Source organism: Pseudomonas sp. McL0111, assembly GCF_052567255.1.
In genome coordinates this window covers 5431057-5447126 of sequence record NZ_CP199585.1, presented here as the reverse complement: position 1 = coordinate 5447126, position 16070 = coordinate 5431057, and the positions used below count along the sequence as shown (strand labels likewise).

Below are 16070 nucleotides of genomic sequence, written 5' to 3'. Positions count from 1 at the left end.
TGTGCCCACCCGTCAAAATTGAAGTGTGCCGGAATCCGCGACGCCAGCCTGAGCGTCATCAAAGCGGATCGCATGCAGATAACAGCGGCGGGCGGAAGGCGTTTTATCATAGGTGCAACGGATGTTTAAGAAAGTGAACACGGCCTTGTTGGGGCTGGCTTTGGCGATGGGGATGTCTTGCGCCAATGCTGCAGAAGCAAAGAAAGTTGATGTACTGCTGATCGGCGGCGGCATCATGAGCGCCACCCTGGGTGTGTGGATCAATGAGCTGGAACCGAGCTGGTCGATGGAAATGGTCGAGCGCCTCGATGGCGTCGCCCTCGAAAGCTCCAACGGCTGGAACAACGCCGGTACCGGTCACTCCGCACTCGCCGAGCTGAACTACACCCCGGAAGACGAGAACGGCAAAGTGTCGATCCCGAAAGCCGTCGAGATCAACGAAGCGTTCCAGGTCTCCCGTCAGTTCTGGGCATGGCAAGTTCAGCAAGGCGTTCTGAAGAACCCTCGCTCGTTCATCAACACCACGCCGCACATGAGCTTTGTGTGGGGTGATGACAACATCAAGTTCCTGAAAAAGCGCTACGAAGCCCTGCAAGCGAGCCCGCTGTTCGCCGGCATGCAGTACTCCGAAGACCCGGCTGTGATCAAGAAGTGGGTTCCGCTGATGATGGAAGGGCGTGACCCGAACCAGAAAATCGCGGCCACCTGGAGCCCGTTGGGCACCGACATGAACTTCGGCGAGATCACCCGCCAGTTCGCCGGTTACCTGCAGACCAAGCCTAACTTCGACTTGAAACTGTCGAGCGAAGTGCAAGACATCACCAAGAATGCCGACGGCACTTGGCGTGTCAGCTACAAAAACCTGAAAGACGGCACCAAAACCGAAACCGACGCCAAGTTCGTGTTCATCGGCGCTGGCGGCGGCGCTCTGCACCTGCTGCAGAAGTCGGGCATTCCAGAAGCCAAGGAATACGCTGGCTTCCCGGTAGGCGGCTCGTTCCTGGTGACCGATAACCCGGCCATCGCCGAGCAGCACCTGGCCAAGGCTTACGGTAAAGCTTCGGTTGGCGCACCACCGATGTCCGTTCCGCACCTGGACACCCGTGTTCTGGACGGCAAGCGCGTCATTCTGTTTGGCCCATTCGCGACCTTCAGCACCAAGTTCCTGAAAGAAGGCTCGTACCTGGACCTGCTGACCAGCACCACCACCCACAACATCTGGCCTATGACCAAGGTCGGCATCAAGGAATACCCGCTGGTCGAGTACCTTGCCGGTCAACTGATGCTGTCGGATGAAGATCGCCTGAACGCGCTGAAGGAATACTTCCCGAACGCCAAAGCTGAAGACTGGCGCCTGTGGCAAGCCGGCCAACGCGTGCAAATCATCAAGCGTGATGAAGCCGCTGGCGGCGTGCTGAAACTGGGCACCGAAATCGTTGCTGCACAAGACGGCTCCATCGCCGGCCTGCTGGGCGCATCGCCAGGCGCGTCGACCGCTGCACCGATCATGCTGACCGTGCTGCAGAAAGTCTTCAAAGACAAAGTCGCCACGCCAGAATGGCAATCCAAACTGCACCAGATCGTTCCAAGCTACGGCACTCAGCTGAACAGCGATCCAGCCAAAGTGGCTGCAGAGTGGGCCTACACCGCCAATATCCTCGAACTGCCGACACCTCCGGTGATCGGTCAGGTTGCTGCTCCGGCAGTCGATGCTGCCGCTGATAAAGCTAAAGCACCGAAGGACAATGCTGCACGTGATATGGCTCTGTAAGTAGTAGCCTAATCAGAAAGCCCACTGAACCGGCAACGGTCAGTGGGCTTTTTTGTGGTTGTATGGAAGACAGTTTTCATTTTCAAAAGAATCATTGATTGGCTAATGTTACGTCGCCCTCTGAGTGTAATTGTTGTGTATGGGTTGTAGTTATGGTGGGTATATAGGTGCAGTAATGTGGTATTGGTTATATAGGGCGTCTTTTCCAGTCGCGTTTCCTCTGTTCTTTTTGCAGGGCTCACATATGCAGTTGCTGTAGTGTATTTGCGGCGCTGTTGATGGTGGTATGGGTGCAGGTGCAGGTGCAGGTGCAGGTGCAGGTACGGGTAGGGATACGGGTACGGGGCTTTTCGAAGGAGGTTCTTGGCCATTTTCAATATCTATTGCATCCCAAATCACCTGAATATTACGTGGCGTGTCGTCGATTGCTTTTAACTCTGCTGCAGATTTTTTCTCTTCAGTTGCCATTTTGTTAACCCTCGGGTTTCGAAAATAGTTGTCAGTCAGAAAACAAACTGATTGTATGATTTCCTGGTCTTAATCCAATGCTAGGCGCGGTGATTGATTTTTACACCTGTCATATATGACAGTTTTTTATATCGTTTTTTTTGTTTTGATTTTTTACTGTAATAAGGGCCAATATCCTCGAACTGCCGACACCTCCGGTGATCGGTCAGGTTGCTGCTCCGGCAGTCGATGCTGCCGCTGATAAAGCTAAAGCACCGAAGGAAAATGCTGCACGTGATATGGCTCTGTAAGTAGAAGCCTAATCAGAAAGCCCACTGAACTGGCAACGGTCAGTGGGCTTTTTTGTGGTTGTATGGAAGACAGTTTTTATTTTCAAAAGAATCATTGATTGGCTAATGTTACGTCGCCCTCTGAGTGTAATTGTTGTGTATGGGTTGTAGTTATGGTGGGTATATAGGTGCAGTAATGTGGTATTGGTTATATAGGGCGTCTTTTCCAGTCGCGTTTCCTCTGTTCTTTTTGCAGGGCTCACATATGCAGTTGCTGTAGTGTATTTGCGGCGCTGTTGATGGTGGTATGGATGCAGATGCAGATGCAGGTACAGGTGCAGGTGCAGGTACAGGTACAGGTGCAGGTGCAGGTCTTCTTGAATTTAAATAATCCCAAATAGCGTCTTGATTTGTCGGAGAAATAAATCCCCCGCCGTCGTCGCTTAACAGTGGGCCTAAAACGCTTTCTAATTCTAACTCTTCTGCAGATTTTTTCTCTTCAGTTGCCATTTCGTTAACCCTCGGGTTTCGAAAATAGTTGTCAGTCAGAAAACAAACTGATTGTATGATTTCCTGGTCTTAATCCAATGCTAGGCGTGGTGATTGATTTTTACACCTGTCATATATGACAGTTTTTTATATCGTTTTTTTTGTTTTGATTTTTTATTGTAATAAGGGCCAATATCCTCGAACTGCCGACACCTCCGGTGATCGGTCAGGTTGCTGCTCCGGCAGTCGATGCTGCCGCTGATAAAGCTAAAGCACCGAAGGACAATGCTGCACGTGATATGGCTCTCTAAGTAGAAGCCTGACACACAAAAGCCCACTGAATCGGCAACGGTCAGTGGGCTTTTTTACGAGCGGAAATCCTGTAGGAGCTGCGGCACGCTGGGATCTTTTGATCTGGCTTTTGAAAAACAAAGTCAAAAGATCGCAGCGTGCCGCAGCTCCTTGTATGTTGCTCCCACACCAGTCGAGTGAGTCTAAGCTCGCTGGTGCGGACATACGAAGATGTGTTTCTGGGGGAGACCGATCGCTCCTGAAGGCAGGACTTGCTCCTGACCTTGTCTGTAGAGAGGTCCCCCCGCCTCATTGCCCACCACGAAGAGTATCGAGAAGCCGACAAGTCGGACTTCGCATTACAAGGTTGCAGTGGCATGAAGTTCGAGGTCAGGGGAACCAGGAAGCATTTTTAACCCAGTTCACTCGGAGTTGAAAGCATGAGCATGCATGTCGGTTTGGATGTGGGATCTCGCACAACGGCCATGGGCTGGCGCAACGACGGTCGTTTTGCAGGTGCATGCAACATCGACCAAACGCCCGCCGGGCGCAAGGCAGCGGTCAACAAGTTGCTCCAGCTCAAGCCTTTATCCGTGGTGATGGAAGCCACCGGCATCTATTACCTGGATTTGGCCATGGAGCTCGCTGCTGCGGGTTTGCCCGTTTCGGTGATCAACCCCAAGAGCTTTCATAACTTTGCCAAACTGATGCTTAAAAACAGTAAAACCGATGCAATCGATGCCCAGTTACTGGCCGAATACGGCGAACGCATGAGCCCAAGATTGTGGACGCCACCCACTGCCATACAGTTGGAGTTGCGGGCTATCGGAAGGCATATCAATCGTTTGACGTGTCACCGCACCCGCGCCAAGAACGAGTTGCATGCGCTGAAGGCTACTCAAACAACGCTCACAATGTTGATTGAAGACGAAGAAGAAGCGATCGCCGCGTTTGACAAACGAATTGAGCGTTTCAGGCTCGCAGGTCGGGCGCTGATCGACAACTGCCCGACACTAAGCGCTCAGTTCGGACACATGATCGCCGCGCCGGGCATGGGCGAAATTTCAGTATTTTCGGCACTGGCGGAATTGACGACCTTGCCTGTGACGCTTAAGTCCGCACAAGTCAGCCGACATGCGGGACTCGATGTTCGACTGACGCAATCAGGTACCAGCATCGATAAACCTGGACGGATAAGTAAGGGAGGAAACGCCTACCTACGCTCGGCGATGTACATGCCTGCACTGAGCGCCATACGTTGCGACAGTAACGTGAAGGCGTTTTACGAGGCGCTGATCGGGCGAGGAAAAAGAAAGATGCAGGCCATCGTCGCGGTCATGCGCAAGTACCTGACCGGACTGTGGGCCTGCATGCAAGCGGGTGAAGATTTTGATACGGCCAAGCTTTTTAGCGACAAACACCTCGCAAAAGCTTGACCGTGAACAGAGTATCTACATGTTTGGTGTGGTGTCAGGCTTTGGCGGTGGCGAGGTAGGCGCCCAGGCGGCGGCCCATTTCTTCGCCGAGGGCTTGCAGGCCGCTCAACGGGCGGACCATGACTTCGAATTCGACGATCTTTCCCTGTTCGTTGAAGCGGATCATGTCGATGCCTTTCAGCTGTTTCTCACCGACTTTGGCGCTGAACTCGAGAATGACGTTCAGGCCATCCGCCGTCGCCAGTTCACGGTGATATTCAAAATCCTGAAATACGTCGAACACGGTGTTGAGGATCATCGATACCACCGGCGCGCCCGGGTAAGGCGTGTGCGCCATCGGCGAGCGGAATACCGCTTGAGGGTCGAGCAAGTCGGGCAGGGCTTTGAGGTTGCCGGTGCGGATCATGTCGTGCCAGCGGTTCAGGGACTCGGCGGCATTCGGGTGCAGATTGAGCTCGGACATTGGTCCACTCCTGGATTTTTGTTGTTCTTCAACGGTCGGCACTGACTGTAGATCAATCGGCCGATTGTGGAATCATCCTGCGTCGTTCTGAATAGGCGGATATACAAGGCGAGGCGTACGCAAAACGACACAGTTCCCATCTGATCCGTATTTTTTGATCTCATCTGCGTCTGTAACGGCAGCAGCCATCGGCTCAGAATGCGCCTGCCTTTCGGGCATCTGCGACGAGTCTTCATTCCGAAGCGTCCGGTGTACCGCAAACGCTTCTGGAGACTTGTATGGCGAAGATGGGTTATTTCCTCGGTGGCTTTCTGGTATTGACCATTTTGCTGGGCATTCTGGCAACGATTTCTCCGGTTTAAGGAGGCATTTCAAGACTTGAAGTTGAAGCTCTGAGGCGCAGGCAATCCATGATCTAATGCCGCGCCTTTCATCTGTAAATGGACTTCAACCATGGCCGAACAACGTATCCGCGCGCTCGCACTTTGTGTCTTTCATCACAAAGGCAAGATTCTGGTTAACGAGTTTCCCGACCTGATCAATCAGCAAACTTTCTTCCGTCCCATTGGTGGCGGCATCGAATTTGGTGAGACCAGTGCCGAAGCCGTTGTACGGGAAGTGCAGGAAGAGTTGGGCCTGGCGATAACGGACTTGCAGTTACTCGGTACGCTTGAAAGCCTGTTTATCTATAACGGTAAACCGGGGCACGAAATCGTCCAGGTGTACGACGCTCGATTTGTTGATTCGAGTGTTTACCAGCGCTCACAGATGCTAGGACACGAAAGCAATGGCGCGCCTTTCACCGTGCGCTGGCATGACAGCTCAAGTTTCAGCGAGCAATCGCCGCTGGTGCCAAAGGGGTTGCAGGCATTGCTGAAAAATTGCGGTTTGCTTGATTGAACAGGCCTCAGGCAAGTTCCTCTGCCGAAGGCCAACCACTTACTCTCGCACTCGGCCCACCAGCGGGGTCTGCCGCGTAGACAATCAATGAATGCCCGGTGCCGGTTTCAGCAATCAGCTTAATGGTCGGGCCGAATATCGCGGCGCGTTCCTGCGGGGTGCACGTCGGCAGATAGACACGCAGCACTCGCGGGTCGTAGAAGCGAAAAACCAACAGGTTGCCATCCGGGTCAGTCACCCGCAGCAACGTGCGGAAGTGGCTACGTAATTCCTCCAGCGCAACTTGCGCAGGAGCGACGGCGAAACATCCCCAACTTTGCCCCCAACTCTGTTCGAGCAGTTGCCAGGTGTAGGGCTGTTGCGGATCGAGATGCAGCAGATAAGGCGCTGCGGCCGACAGGTCGGGTGAGAGTTCGCCGGCATACAGACAGGTGAATTCGGCACCACTGTTGCGAACCAGCCGTTCAATGCCTGGATCGCGGGCGCCATCGAGCAAGGCATAGACCTTTGGAGCGGCGTTATTGAAGCCTTGTGGCCAAAACTCGGTGGTTAGCCATTCGTTCTGGCTGGGGCGAAATTGGGTCATTTGTTACAGATCTCGCAGAAAGGCACGCCACTTTTCGCCGCCGCTACCAAGGTTTGTGCCTGCATGTTTTGCTGGATCAACCGGGTCTCAGCAGCGGTCGGAGCGGACTGCGTGGCCGCTGCTTTTGCTGTGGGAGTCGCTGTCGGCATGGGCGCATTGGCCACCGCTGTGCCGAGGGTTTTCCCGGCAGCATCGGTGTCGGCCGGAGTCAACGGCGTCGGCAACTTGATAGCGATGCCGGTTCCGGTTCCCGCCGCGCCACCGGAATTGGTTTTCACCTCAGCGCCGCTGATGGTCACGCCACCCGCATCCACTTTCACAAAACTGCCGCCAGCCTTGGCCGTCAATTCCATGCCGCCCTCGATCATTACCTTGTTTCCGGCGTAGTAGTGGATCTCCGTCCCGGCTTCAACAAACTGCGCGGTGCCGACCTTCAGATGTCGAGTCACGCCAACGCTCAAGTGATCATCCGCCCGCGCTTCGGTTTTTCGGTCGAGATACGTCAGCCGATGCTCCTCAACCTTGAATTCACTCAGCGTGTTGGCTTCGACGGTGTCATGCCGTTCGTTGCCGACGCGGATTTTCTGGTCGTGCTCGATGTTCTCGTCCCAGTCGCGCTGGGCATGGACATAGATCTGCTCCACACCCTTTTTGTCTTCGATGCGGAATTCGTTGTAGCCCTTGCCGCCCGGGGAACTGAGGGTCTTGAAGGTGCTGCGGGTTTTGTTTGCCGGCAGGTCGTAGGGGACGACGTTTTCCTTGTGGTACAGGCAGCCAGTCACCAGCGGTTGATCGGGATCGCCCTCAAGGAAAGTCACCAAGACTTCCATGCCTACGCGCGGGATGGCAATGCCACCGTAGGCTGCGCCGGCCCAGCCGCTGGCGACGCGCATCCAGCAGGTGGTCTGGTCGTTGGACTGACCGTCGCGGTCCCAGTGGAATTGCACCTTGATCCGGCCGTACTGGTCGCAGTGGATTTCTTCACCGGGCGGGCCAGTGACGATGGCGGTCTGGCTGCCGAGGACTTTCGGTTTCGGGTGTTCGAGGGCAGGGCGGAAGTGCGCGTCCCACGGGGTCGCGAGAAAACTGTTGCGGTAGCCCTGGTGGAAATCGCTTTTGTTATCGGTGACGTCGCTGGTGACGTTTTCACCGAGCACTTGCGGCTGTTTGCCTTCGTGGAGGACTTCCAGCAGCAACCACATTTCATTCCATTCTGCGCGTGGATGCTCGGCCAGGGTCATGAAGTGGCCGCTGGTGAGGGTCGGTTCGTCACCTTTGCCTTCAACCAGTTTGTAGTCGCTGCGATGGCGTTCGAGGGCGCGGGTCGACAGCTGCTTGCCACGTTCGCGGGTGGTAAACAGGCCCGGATAGTCGTAATCCTCCAGATCCGGGGCGAATGCACTTTTCGCAGCGCCCTCGGGCAGGATGCGCGATTTTTCGAAGTCGTAATCGCGGCGACTGGTACGGGACGTACGGGTTTCCAGGCGCAGATTGAAACGCTTGATCACCGGTTTGTCCGCAGCCATCCCCGAGTCTTGCTGGTAGATCACAGGCTTGAGTTTGCGAAACACCGTCTGGTCATCGCCAAACACCAGTGTGTGGCCGCTGCTGCTGTGCTGGAAGTGGAAGTGAATGCCTTCCTCCTCGCACAGACGCTGGATGAAATGCAGGTCGGACTCGTCGTACTGCACGCAGTAATCGCGTTGCGGATACTCGGCGCCAAGCTGGAATTTGTAGGCGTCTGCGAGAATCCCGCGATCTTCGAGCACTCGCGCGATGATCTTCGGGACACTTAACTGTTGGAAGATCTGCTGATCATGGTTATGCCGCAGATAGGCCAGTTGCGGCACCAGACTGATGCTGTAGCGGGTCAGGGTCTTGCCGGAATCGCCTTGCTCGATGCGATATACCAGACCATGGATTTTGCCTTCGCCGGTGGCGCCAAAGGTCAAAACACCGGGCTTGTGCAGCAACTCTTCGAGTTTCAGGTCGGGGCGGGTGCTGACCAGTTCGAGGTCGAAACGGAAGGGCTGATTGAGCGCTTCGCGACCGACGAAGCTCAATACTTGCAGGTCGGTGGAAACGCCTTCGAGCGCGACGGTAATGTGGATAGCGTTTGCGTCCAGCATGCCTGACTCCTTCCGTGGAAAAGCTTCGCCGATGGTGCAGCAATACTAATGTGCTATCAAGAGAATTAAACGCGACTAAACGCCAAGGTTAAACCCGTTTTCACGCTTGTGCTCCGGGAGTACCACCCAGATGAATTCAGCATGGATTCGTTGATCACCGCCGCAGGCCGGGCGCTGGCTGCCGGCGATCCGTTGAGCGCATTGAACTTCGTCGCCCGACGTGAAGACCCGCAGGCGCTGGCGCTGCGCGGGATCGCCATGGCCCAGCTCGGCGACCTGCCACGGGCCAAGACGCTGTTACAACGGGCAGTCAAAGCCTTTGGTGCCAATGAACCGCTGTCTCGCGCCCGTTGTGTGGTGGCCGAGGCGGAAGTCGCTCTGGCTACGCGTGACTTGGGCTGGCCGGTGAAGTCTTTGGAAGAAGCGCGCCAGTTTCTGCTGGATCACGGTGACCGGTTGAACGCCGCCCATGCGCGCTATCTGCAGATCCGCCGATTGCTATTGATCGGTGAGCTGGATGAGGCACAGCGACTGCTCGACGAACTCGACCCCGCACCGCTGCCTCCGGCCTTGCATACCGCGCATCAACTGATTGCGGCGGGGATCGCGTTGCGCCGGGTTCAGGCGCACAGCGCAAGGGCGGCGTTGCTTCGCGCGGCACGCGTGGCGCAGCAAGCCGGGATTGCCAGCCTGACGGCGGAGGTCGAACACGCCATGCAGATGCTGGATTCGCCAGCCGCACGTTTAACGATCGCGGGGCAGTCGCGCACGGTGAGACTCGATGAAGTGGAAAGCCTGTTTGCCTCCCAGGCACTGGTGATTGATGCCTGTCGCTACAGCGTGCGCGGCGCCGGAATGACCCTGTCACTGGCCACGCGCCCGCTGCTGTTCAATCTTGCGCGGAGCCTCGCCGAAGCCTGGCCGGGTGATGTGTCGAGGGAGGAGCTGATTGCCAAGGCCTTCCGTTTAAAACTCAGTGATGAATCCCATCGCGCACGGCTGCGGGTCGAGATCGGGCGACTGCGCTCGGTGCTGGCACCGTTCGCCAGCATTACTGCAACAACCCGAGGGTTTGCTCTGGGCGCTGCGGATGTGGCGCTGTTGACCTTGCCGGTCGAGGATAAACACGCGCCGTTGTTGGCCTTGCTCGCTGATGGCGAAGCTTGGTCGAGTTCGGCGCTTGCGCTGGCGCTGGACAGCAGTCAACGGCAGGTGCAGCGTGCGCTGGAGGCCTTGGCGTCAGAGGGCAAAGTGCAGGCGTTCGGTCTGGGCCGTGCGCGACGCTGGATGACGCCACCGGTTCCGGGTTTCGCGACGATCTTGTTACTCCCGGCGTCGCTGGGCAATGGTTAGGCTGGACTCACCAACCAACGAGGAAGCCAGCATGAAACAGCTAAACGCAGAAGTCCTTCGCGAGTACGGCCCGTTTGAAGGCATCAGCGGTATCCACGGTGTGACGTTCGATGGTCAACAAGTCTGGTTCGCCAGTGACGGCCAGCTCAATGCGCTCGACCCGGCCAGCGGTGAAACCGTGCGCACGATCAAGGTCAATGCTGACGGTGGCACCGCATTCGATGGCAAGCATCTGTTTCAAATCGCGGATCGGCGCATCCACAAAATCGATCCGGCCACCGGGCAGATACTTCACACAATTCCGGCGCCGGGTGAGGGTGGCGATTCCGGCATGGCCTGGGCTGAAGGTTCGTTGTGGGTCGGGCAGTATCGTGCCCGGAAGATTTATCAGATTGATCCGCAGACCGGCAAGATTCTGCGCACGCTGGAGTCGAACCGCTTTGTCACCGGTGTGACGTGGGTCGATGGAGCGCTGTGGCATGGCACCTGGGAGGCGGATGAGAGTGAGCTGCGGCGCATCGATGCGGCGAACGGCGAGGTGCTGGAAAGCCTGAAGATGCCGGATGGCATGGGCGTTTCAGGGCTGGAGGCGGATGCTGGGGATCGGTTTTATTGCGGTGGCGGGGATAGCAGTTGCGTGCGGGCGGTGCGGCGGCCGAAGTGATGTAGATGTTGTCTGTCCTGGCCCTATCGCTGGCAAGCCAGCTCCCACAGGTTTGATGTCATTCACATATGTTGAATTCCACACAAAACACTGTGGGAGCCGGGCTTGCCCGCGATGGGGCCGGCCCTGTCACTTAATCCAAAAGACTATTGGTCAAGGCGCCCCAAACACCATCGTCCAATAAACCCCTTCATCACTGCGCGCCTCACTGGCAAACCCCGCGCCAACCTGGGTGAACATCGGGTTCATCAGATTGGCGCAATGCCCCGGGCTCGCCAGCCAACCGGCCATTGCCTTGCCCGGCGAACTCTGCCCGGCAGCAATATTCTCGCCGATCTGCCGCCCCCGATAGCCCGCCGCACGGGCGCGATCCGCCGGCAGGTCGCCGTCCGGGTCCTGGTGCGCGAAGTAGTTGCCGTAAGCCATGGCCTTACTGTGCCCTTGAGCGGCAGCGCCGAGGGCCGGGTTCCAGCTCAATGCCCGCGCCGCAGCGAAGCGCTGACGCCCGCACATCCGTGGTCGCGCACGGGCGGCGTTGACCTCGGCCAGCAAGGCCTTGCCGACACTGCGGTTATCGCCGACGCGGCTGTCGAGCACCGGTTGGGCCAACACCACTTGCCATTCGTTACGCGCGCGGCTGATGCCGATATCGGCGTACTGCGCATCCAGCAACGCACCGCAATAACGGCCTTGCAACTGTTCGAAAGCCTCGTCGGCATCCTGCGCACCAACGATCCGGATGCTGCGTACCGTCACTGCGGAGTACCCGGAAGACTTCAATGCCTCGCGCATTCCGCCGCCGTAGCCATAGCCGATCGGCAGGGCCAGATTGGACTTCAAGGCCAGCGGTGACAGGCGTTGCGCGGGGCGCCGATCACAACGCTGCGGATGCGCGCGGTAGTCGTTGATGGCGGCCACCAGTTGCCGCTCGGCGCCGGCATGGGCGGTCTCGGCGAACAGCGGCGAAAGAATCAGCAGGCACAGCGAAACCAAACGAGGCGAACGAACGGTGTGGCGCATGGGGCGGACAGCTCTGGAGGACAGCGCTAAAATTAGGTTAACCGCAGCAAGCGGCGCGAGTAGGACTGGGCTTTTTGGACTTGGTTCAGGGGTGGTGGGCGGCTTTTGTGGCGGGGCGACGAAGGGCCGTTTCTTCAGCAATGTTGATACCGGATTTGCCGGCCTCATCGCGGGCAAGCCCGCTCCCACAGGTTCGGTGTTGTGTGCAATTGCTATGTTCAACACAAATCCCTGTGGGAGCGGGCTTGCCCGCGATGAGGCCAGTGAATGCACAACAAAAATATCTGTAAAACTCTAATCAGCGATTCAACACATCCCCCATCCACTGCAAATACTCCCGACGCTCGGAAATCGAGTTATGCCCCGAATCCGGCACCACCCTGAGCGTCGCCACGCCTTTACCGAAATTCCCCAGCAAGCGCTGGCTACTGGCCCGTGGCACCACCTGATCATCACTCGCCGCCAGCAATAACGTCGGCACGCTGATATGCGCTGCGTATTTACCCGATTCGAAACGATCCTTGAGCAGCCACTGCACCGGCACCCATGGATATTGCCGTGTGGCGATTTCCACCAGGCTGTTGAACGGCGTCACCAGAATCAACTGCGTCGCCGGCCGTTGACTGGCCAGCCGCACCGCGACCCCGGAACCCAAACTGCGGCCGATCACGGTGATTTGCGGATGGCTGGCGTACACCTGATCGAACAGCGCCAGCGCATCTTCGGCAATCGCTTCTTCCGACGGCGAGCCACCGCTGCCGCCAAACCCTCGGTAATTCATCAGATACAACGCGTAATCGGGAAACGCCTCGGCAAACCCCGGCAGATTTCGCGACACGTCCTCGGCATTGCCACCGAAGTAAATCAACGCCTTTGGCCCGGAGTGCTCGCGGGTGCTCACGCGGATATCGGCATCCGGCATTTTCACGAGCGTATCGGCGGCATTGACCGTGCCCGGCTGCGGAAAGTAGATCAACGAGCGCTGAAATACGAACAGTGCCGCGCACAGCAGCAGATACACGATGACGATCAATGCGACGAGTGACATCAGCTTTCGGGACATTCGGCTAACTTTAACGAGACGCGAAGGTGCGTCGTCGCAGTGTAGTTCAGCGATTTCCTGCGGTGGCCGCGGCACACACCGAGCAACAGAACCGCGCAGCAGAGGAGCCAGCATGGACCACACTGAGGGTTACTCGCGTCGCAGATTACTGACGCTGGCGGCCGGGGCTTCGGCGCTGTTTACCTTTAATCGGGCGTTGGCCATTGCCACGTCGCCGGGCATCTCAGGAGGCCAGACCATGCAGACCCGCGCCATTCCTTCCAGCGCCGAGGCATTGCCCTTGGTGGGCCTCGGCACCTATCGCGGCTTCGACGTCGCTCCGGGCGAACCGGCCTACAAACAGCTGTCGGATGTGCTCGACGAGTTGTTCAAAAAGGGCGGCAAAGTGGTCGACAGCTCACCGATGTACGGTCGAGCCGAAGAAAGTCTCGGTGAATTGTTGTCGATTCACGAGCCGCGTTCGCCAGCGTTTCTGGCGACCAAGGTGTGGACGCGTGGTCGCGAGGAAGGCATCGCACAGATGGAGCAATCCTTCAGGCTGCTGCGCACCGACTGCATCGATCTGATGCAGATCCACAATCTGCTGGACTGGCAAACCCATCTGCCGACTTTGCGCGAATGGAAAGCCCAGGGTCGCATCCGCTATATCGGCATCACGCATTACACGCCTTCGGCCTATGACGAAGTGGAAGCGGTGTTGAAGGCTGAACAACTGGATTTCCTGCAAATCAACTACGCCCTCGATGATCGAGGTGTGGAGAAACGCATCCTGCCGCTGTGCCGCGAGCGCGGGGTAGCGGTGATCTGTAACCGGCCGTTCGGCGGCGGTGGCTTGCTCGCCCGGCTCAAGGGTAAACCCCTGCCGGGCTGGGTTTCGGATGTGCAGGTCAACAGTTGGCCGCAACTGGCGCTGAAGTTTTTGCTGGCGCATTCGGCGGTGACTTGCGTGATCCCCGGCACCGGTAATCCGCGTTATATGGCCGACAATGCCGGCGCCGGGTTCGGGCCGATGCTCACCGATGCGCAGCGTCAGCAGTTGATTGCGCTGGTGAGTTAAACCAGCGTCTGTTGCGGAAACAGATGTTCTTTGAGGAAGTCGATAAACACCCGCAGCTTCAGTTGTGGATGTTTACCCGAGGGCCACATGATCCGGTAGACGCCAGTCTCCGAACAGTCGGGCAAAATCTGCTGCAAACGGCCGTCTTCCAGTGGTTCGCGGACGCAGAAATCAGGCAGGTAAGCGATGCCGATGCCTTGCAGGGCAAAGCAGATCCGCGCCTCTAAATTGTTGCAGACCATTGAGGGCGGCAATTGCAGATCGACTTCCTGACCGGCTTCGCGCAACGGCCAGACCTGCAACTTGCCGGTGTTGGGAAAGCGAAACTGGATGCACGCATGACTGAGCAAATCGATGGCGTGCTGCGGTTCGCCGTGGGCCTGAAAGTAGTTCGGCGCGCCCACCAGAATCATCCGGTAGCTGCCGATCAGGCGTGAGGTCAGGCTGGAGTCCGGGACTTCCCCGGCACGTAATACCGCGTCATAGCCTTCTTCGATCACATCGACCCGACGGTCATCAAAGGTCAGGTCGAGATCCACCGCCGGATAGGTTTTCTTGAATTGCGCCAGCACCGGCAGAAACGGTTCGCCGACCAGTGGCAGGCTGATTTTCAGGCGGCCGCGCGGGGTGGCGTTGGTCTGCGAAAACTCCATTTCTGCCGCTTCGATTTCGCCGAGGATGCGCAGGCTGCGTTCCAGGAACCGCGTGCCGTCCTCGGTCAGTGTGACGCTGCGGGTACTGCGGTTGAACAGCCGCACGCCGAAACGTTCTTCCAGGCGCACGATGCTTTTGCCGATGGCCGAGGCGGACACCCCAAGCAAGCGACCGGAGGCGACAAAGCTGCGGGTTTCGGCGACTGACACAAAAACGTTCAACGCATTCAAACTGTCCATCACGACGCTCGATTGAAGTGGCAGGCATTACTTTACCTTAGCCACTGCGGACGAAAACGTCCGCATATAACGGAGTGTCGACCTACTTAATCCGCAAGGGCGACGGCTTTTATCATCGGTGCCACAGTCAACCACCGAGATTACCGTCATGTCCGACACTATGCAGCGCTGGGAAATTTCCGCGTTTGGCCTCGCCAACCTCAGCCAGGTCCAGGCCCCACGTCCCACCCCGAAAGCCGGGGAGGTTCTGGTCAAGATCGACGCCGTCTCGCTCAACTACCGTGACACCCAAGTGGCGGAAAACGGCATGACCGCGGCACTGAAGTTTCCCTTCACACCCGCCTCGGACATGGCCGGTACGGTCGTCGCGGTCGGCGAGGGTGTGACCCGGTTCCAGGTCGGCGAACGCGTGATCTCCACCTACATTACCAACTGGATCGACGGCAATCCCAAGACCTGGGCCGAGATGCCGACTCAGGGTGGACCGATCCCGGGGATGCTCGCCCAGTACGTGGTGACTCCGGCTGACTGGTGCGTCCGTGCGCCGAAACATCTCAGTGCGGTCGAGGCCAGTACATTGCCAATCGCCGCGCTCACCGCGTGGATGGCGTTGATCGAACTGGGCCATCTGCACGCCGGGCAAACCGTGGTGGTGCAGGGCACTGGCGGGGTTTCGCTGTTTGCCGTGCAACTGGCGGCGGCCAGCGGTGCCAAGGTCATCGTCACCAGTAGCAGCGAGGAGAAGATTGCCCAGGCCATCGCCCTCGGCGCCACTCACGGGATCAATCGCACGACCACGCCTGAATGGCAGACAGCGGTGCTGCAACTGACCGAAGGGCGCGGCGCCGATCACATTCTGGAAATGGCCGGTGGCGACAACCTCGGTCGTTCTTTGCAAGCGGTAGTGCCCGGTGGCCGGGTGTCGATTATCGGTCTGCTCGATTCCGATGAACTGCGCACGCCGATCATGCCGCTGCTGGGTAGCCGCGCTTCGATTGTCGCCGTGGCGGTCGGCCCGCGTCGGGCGCTGGAAGACATGGTGCGGATGATCGATCACCACGGGATCAAACCGGTGATTGATGCCACTTATGCTTTTGATCAGGTGCCGGAGGCGTTCGCCCATCTCAATCGCGGGGCGTTTGGCAAGGTTGTGGTTGATCTCAACAAGGTTTGATTTCCCCCTGCACATGTAAACCCTGTGGGAGCGAGCTTGCTCGC

15 protein-coding genes are annotated in these 16070 nt (G+C 57.7%); 7 read left to right on the top strand and 8 right to left on the bottom strand.

The window, feature by feature from the left end:
- Positions 1–12: 12 nt before the first annotated feature.
- Complete coding sequence (locus tag ACTWLJ_RS24695) at positions 13–237, bottom strand: hypothetical protein (protein WP_445181448.1); 225 nt, start codon at positions 235–237, stop codon at positions 13–15.
- Here ACTWLJ_RS24695 and mqo point away from each other — a divergent pair.
- Entirely contained in the window at positions 167–1771 is a 1605-nt protein-coding gene (gene mqo, locus ACTWLJ_RS24690) for a malate dehydrogenase (quinone) (RefSeq protein WP_445181411.1), read from the top strand. The two genes, ACTWLJ_RS24695 and mqo, sit on opposite strands and share 71 nt — an antisense overlap.
- A 908-nt stretch (positions 1772–2679) precedes the next feature.
- On the opposite strand, the gene ACTWLJ_RS24685 is transcribed toward mqo, so the two are convergent.
- On the bottom strand, positions 2680–3018 hold the full coding sequence (locus tag ACTWLJ_RS24685) for a hypothetical protein (protein ID WP_445178841.1): 339 nt from the start codon (positions 3016–3018) through the stop codon (positions 2680–2682).
- A 710-nt stretch (positions 3019–3728) separates the two neighbouring features.
- Here ACTWLJ_RS24685 and ACTWLJ_RS24680 point away from each other — a divergent pair.
- Positions 3729–4724, top strand: a complete 996-nt coding sequence (locus tag ACTWLJ_RS24680; RefSeq protein ID WP_445178422.1) for an IS110 family transposase — start codon at positions 3729–3731, stop codon at positions 4722–4724.
- Positions 4725–4758: 34 nt separating this feature from the next.
- Here the strand turns inward: ACTWLJ_RS24680 and ACTWLJ_RS24675 are convergent, their stop codons facing one another.
- Positions 4759–5187, bottom strand: a complete 429-nt coding sequence (locus ACTWLJ_RS24675) for a nuclear transport factor 2 family protein (RefSeq protein ID WP_445178840.1) — start codon at positions 5185–5187, stop codon at positions 4759–4761.
- 453 nt (positions 5188–5640) lie between these two features.
- Here ACTWLJ_RS24675 and ACTWLJ_RS24670 point away from each other — a divergent pair, with 453 nt between their 5' ends.
- Positions 5641–6087: an NUDIX hydrolase gene (locus ACTWLJ_RS24670; RefSeq protein ID WP_445178839.1), complete on the top strand. Its 447-nt coding sequence runs from the start codon at positions 5641–5643 to the stop codon at positions 6085–6087.
- Positions 6088–6094: 7 nt separating this feature from the next.
- On the opposite strand, the gene ACTWLJ_RS24665 is transcribed toward ACTWLJ_RS24670, so the two are convergent.
- Together ACTWLJ_RS24665 and ACTWLJ_RS24660 are read right to left on the bottom strand one after the other, a co-directional pair.
- On the bottom strand, positions 6095–6673 hold the full coding sequence (locus tag ACTWLJ_RS24665; protein ID WP_445178838.1) for a DUF4123 domain-containing protein: 579 nt from the start codon (positions 6671–6673) through the stop codon (positions 6095–6097).
- Positions 6670–8802, bottom strand: a complete 2133-nt coding sequence (locus tag ACTWLJ_RS24660; RefSeq protein WP_445178837.1) for a type VI secretion system Vgr family protein — start codon at positions 8800–8802, stop codon at positions 6670–6672. The genes ACTWLJ_RS24665 and ACTWLJ_RS24660 overlap by 4 nt, the downstream gene beginning before the upstream one ends.
- Positions 8803–8943: 141 nt before the next feature.
- Here ACTWLJ_RS24660 and ACTWLJ_RS24655 point away from each other — a divergent pair, with 141 nt between their 5' ends.
- Complete coding sequence (locus ACTWLJ_RS24655) at positions 8944–10155, top strand: helix-turn-helix domain-containing protein (protein WP_445178836.1); 1212 nt, start codon at positions 8944–8946, stop codon at positions 10153–10155.
- A gap of 31 nt (positions 10156–10186) precedes the next feature.
- Entirely contained in the window at positions 10187–10819 is a 633-nt protein-coding gene (locus ACTWLJ_RS24650; RefSeq protein ID WP_445178835.1) for a Vgb family protein, read from the top strand.
- A 153-nt stretch (positions 10820–10972) separates the two neighbouring features.
- Here the strand turns inward: ACTWLJ_RS24650 and ACTWLJ_RS24645 are convergent, their stop codons facing one another.
- Both ACTWLJ_RS24645 and ACTWLJ_RS24640 read right to left on the bottom strand, forming a co-directional pair.
- Positions 10973–11839: a CAP domain-containing protein gene (locus ACTWLJ_RS24645; RefSeq protein ID WP_445178834.1), complete on the bottom strand. Its 867-nt coding sequence runs from the start codon at positions 11837–11839 to the stop codon at positions 10973–10975.
- Positions 11840–12137: 298 nt separating this feature from the next.
- Positions 12138–12902 carry an alpha/beta hydrolase gene (locus ACTWLJ_RS24640; protein ID WP_445178833.1) on the bottom strand — a complete coding sequence of 255 codons (765 nt, stop codon included), beginning with the start codon at positions 12900–12902 and terminating at the stop codon, positions 12138–12140.
- Between the two features lie 112 nt (positions 12903–13014).
- On the opposite strand from ACTWLJ_RS24640, the gene ACTWLJ_RS24635 reads away from it, so the two are divergent.
- Positions 13015–13959, top strand: coding sequence for an aldo/keto reductase (locus ACTWLJ_RS24635; RefSeq protein ID WP_445178832.1), 945 nt, complete (start codon positions 13015–13017; stop codon positions 13957–13959).
- Here the strand turns inward: ACTWLJ_RS24635 and ACTWLJ_RS24630 are convergent.
- Positions 13956–14852 (bottom strand): LysR family transcriptional regulator, encoded by an 897-nt coding sequence (locus ACTWLJ_RS24630; protein ID WP_401210068.1) that lies wholly within the window; start codon positions 14850–14852, stop codon positions 13956–13958. The two genes, ACTWLJ_RS24635 and ACTWLJ_RS24630, sit on opposite strands and share 4 nt — an antisense overlap.
- A gap of 148 nt (positions 14853–15000) precedes the next feature.
- Here ACTWLJ_RS24630 and ACTWLJ_RS24625 point away from each other — a divergent pair, with 148 nt between their 5' ends.
- Positions 15001–16026 carry a zinc-dependent alcohol dehydrogenase family protein gene (locus ACTWLJ_RS24625; protein ID WP_445178831.1) on the top strand — a complete coding sequence of 342 codons (1026 nt, stop codon included), beginning with the start codon at positions 15001–15003 and terminating at the stop codon, positions 16024–16026.
- Positions 16027–16070: the final 44 nt, after the last annotated feature.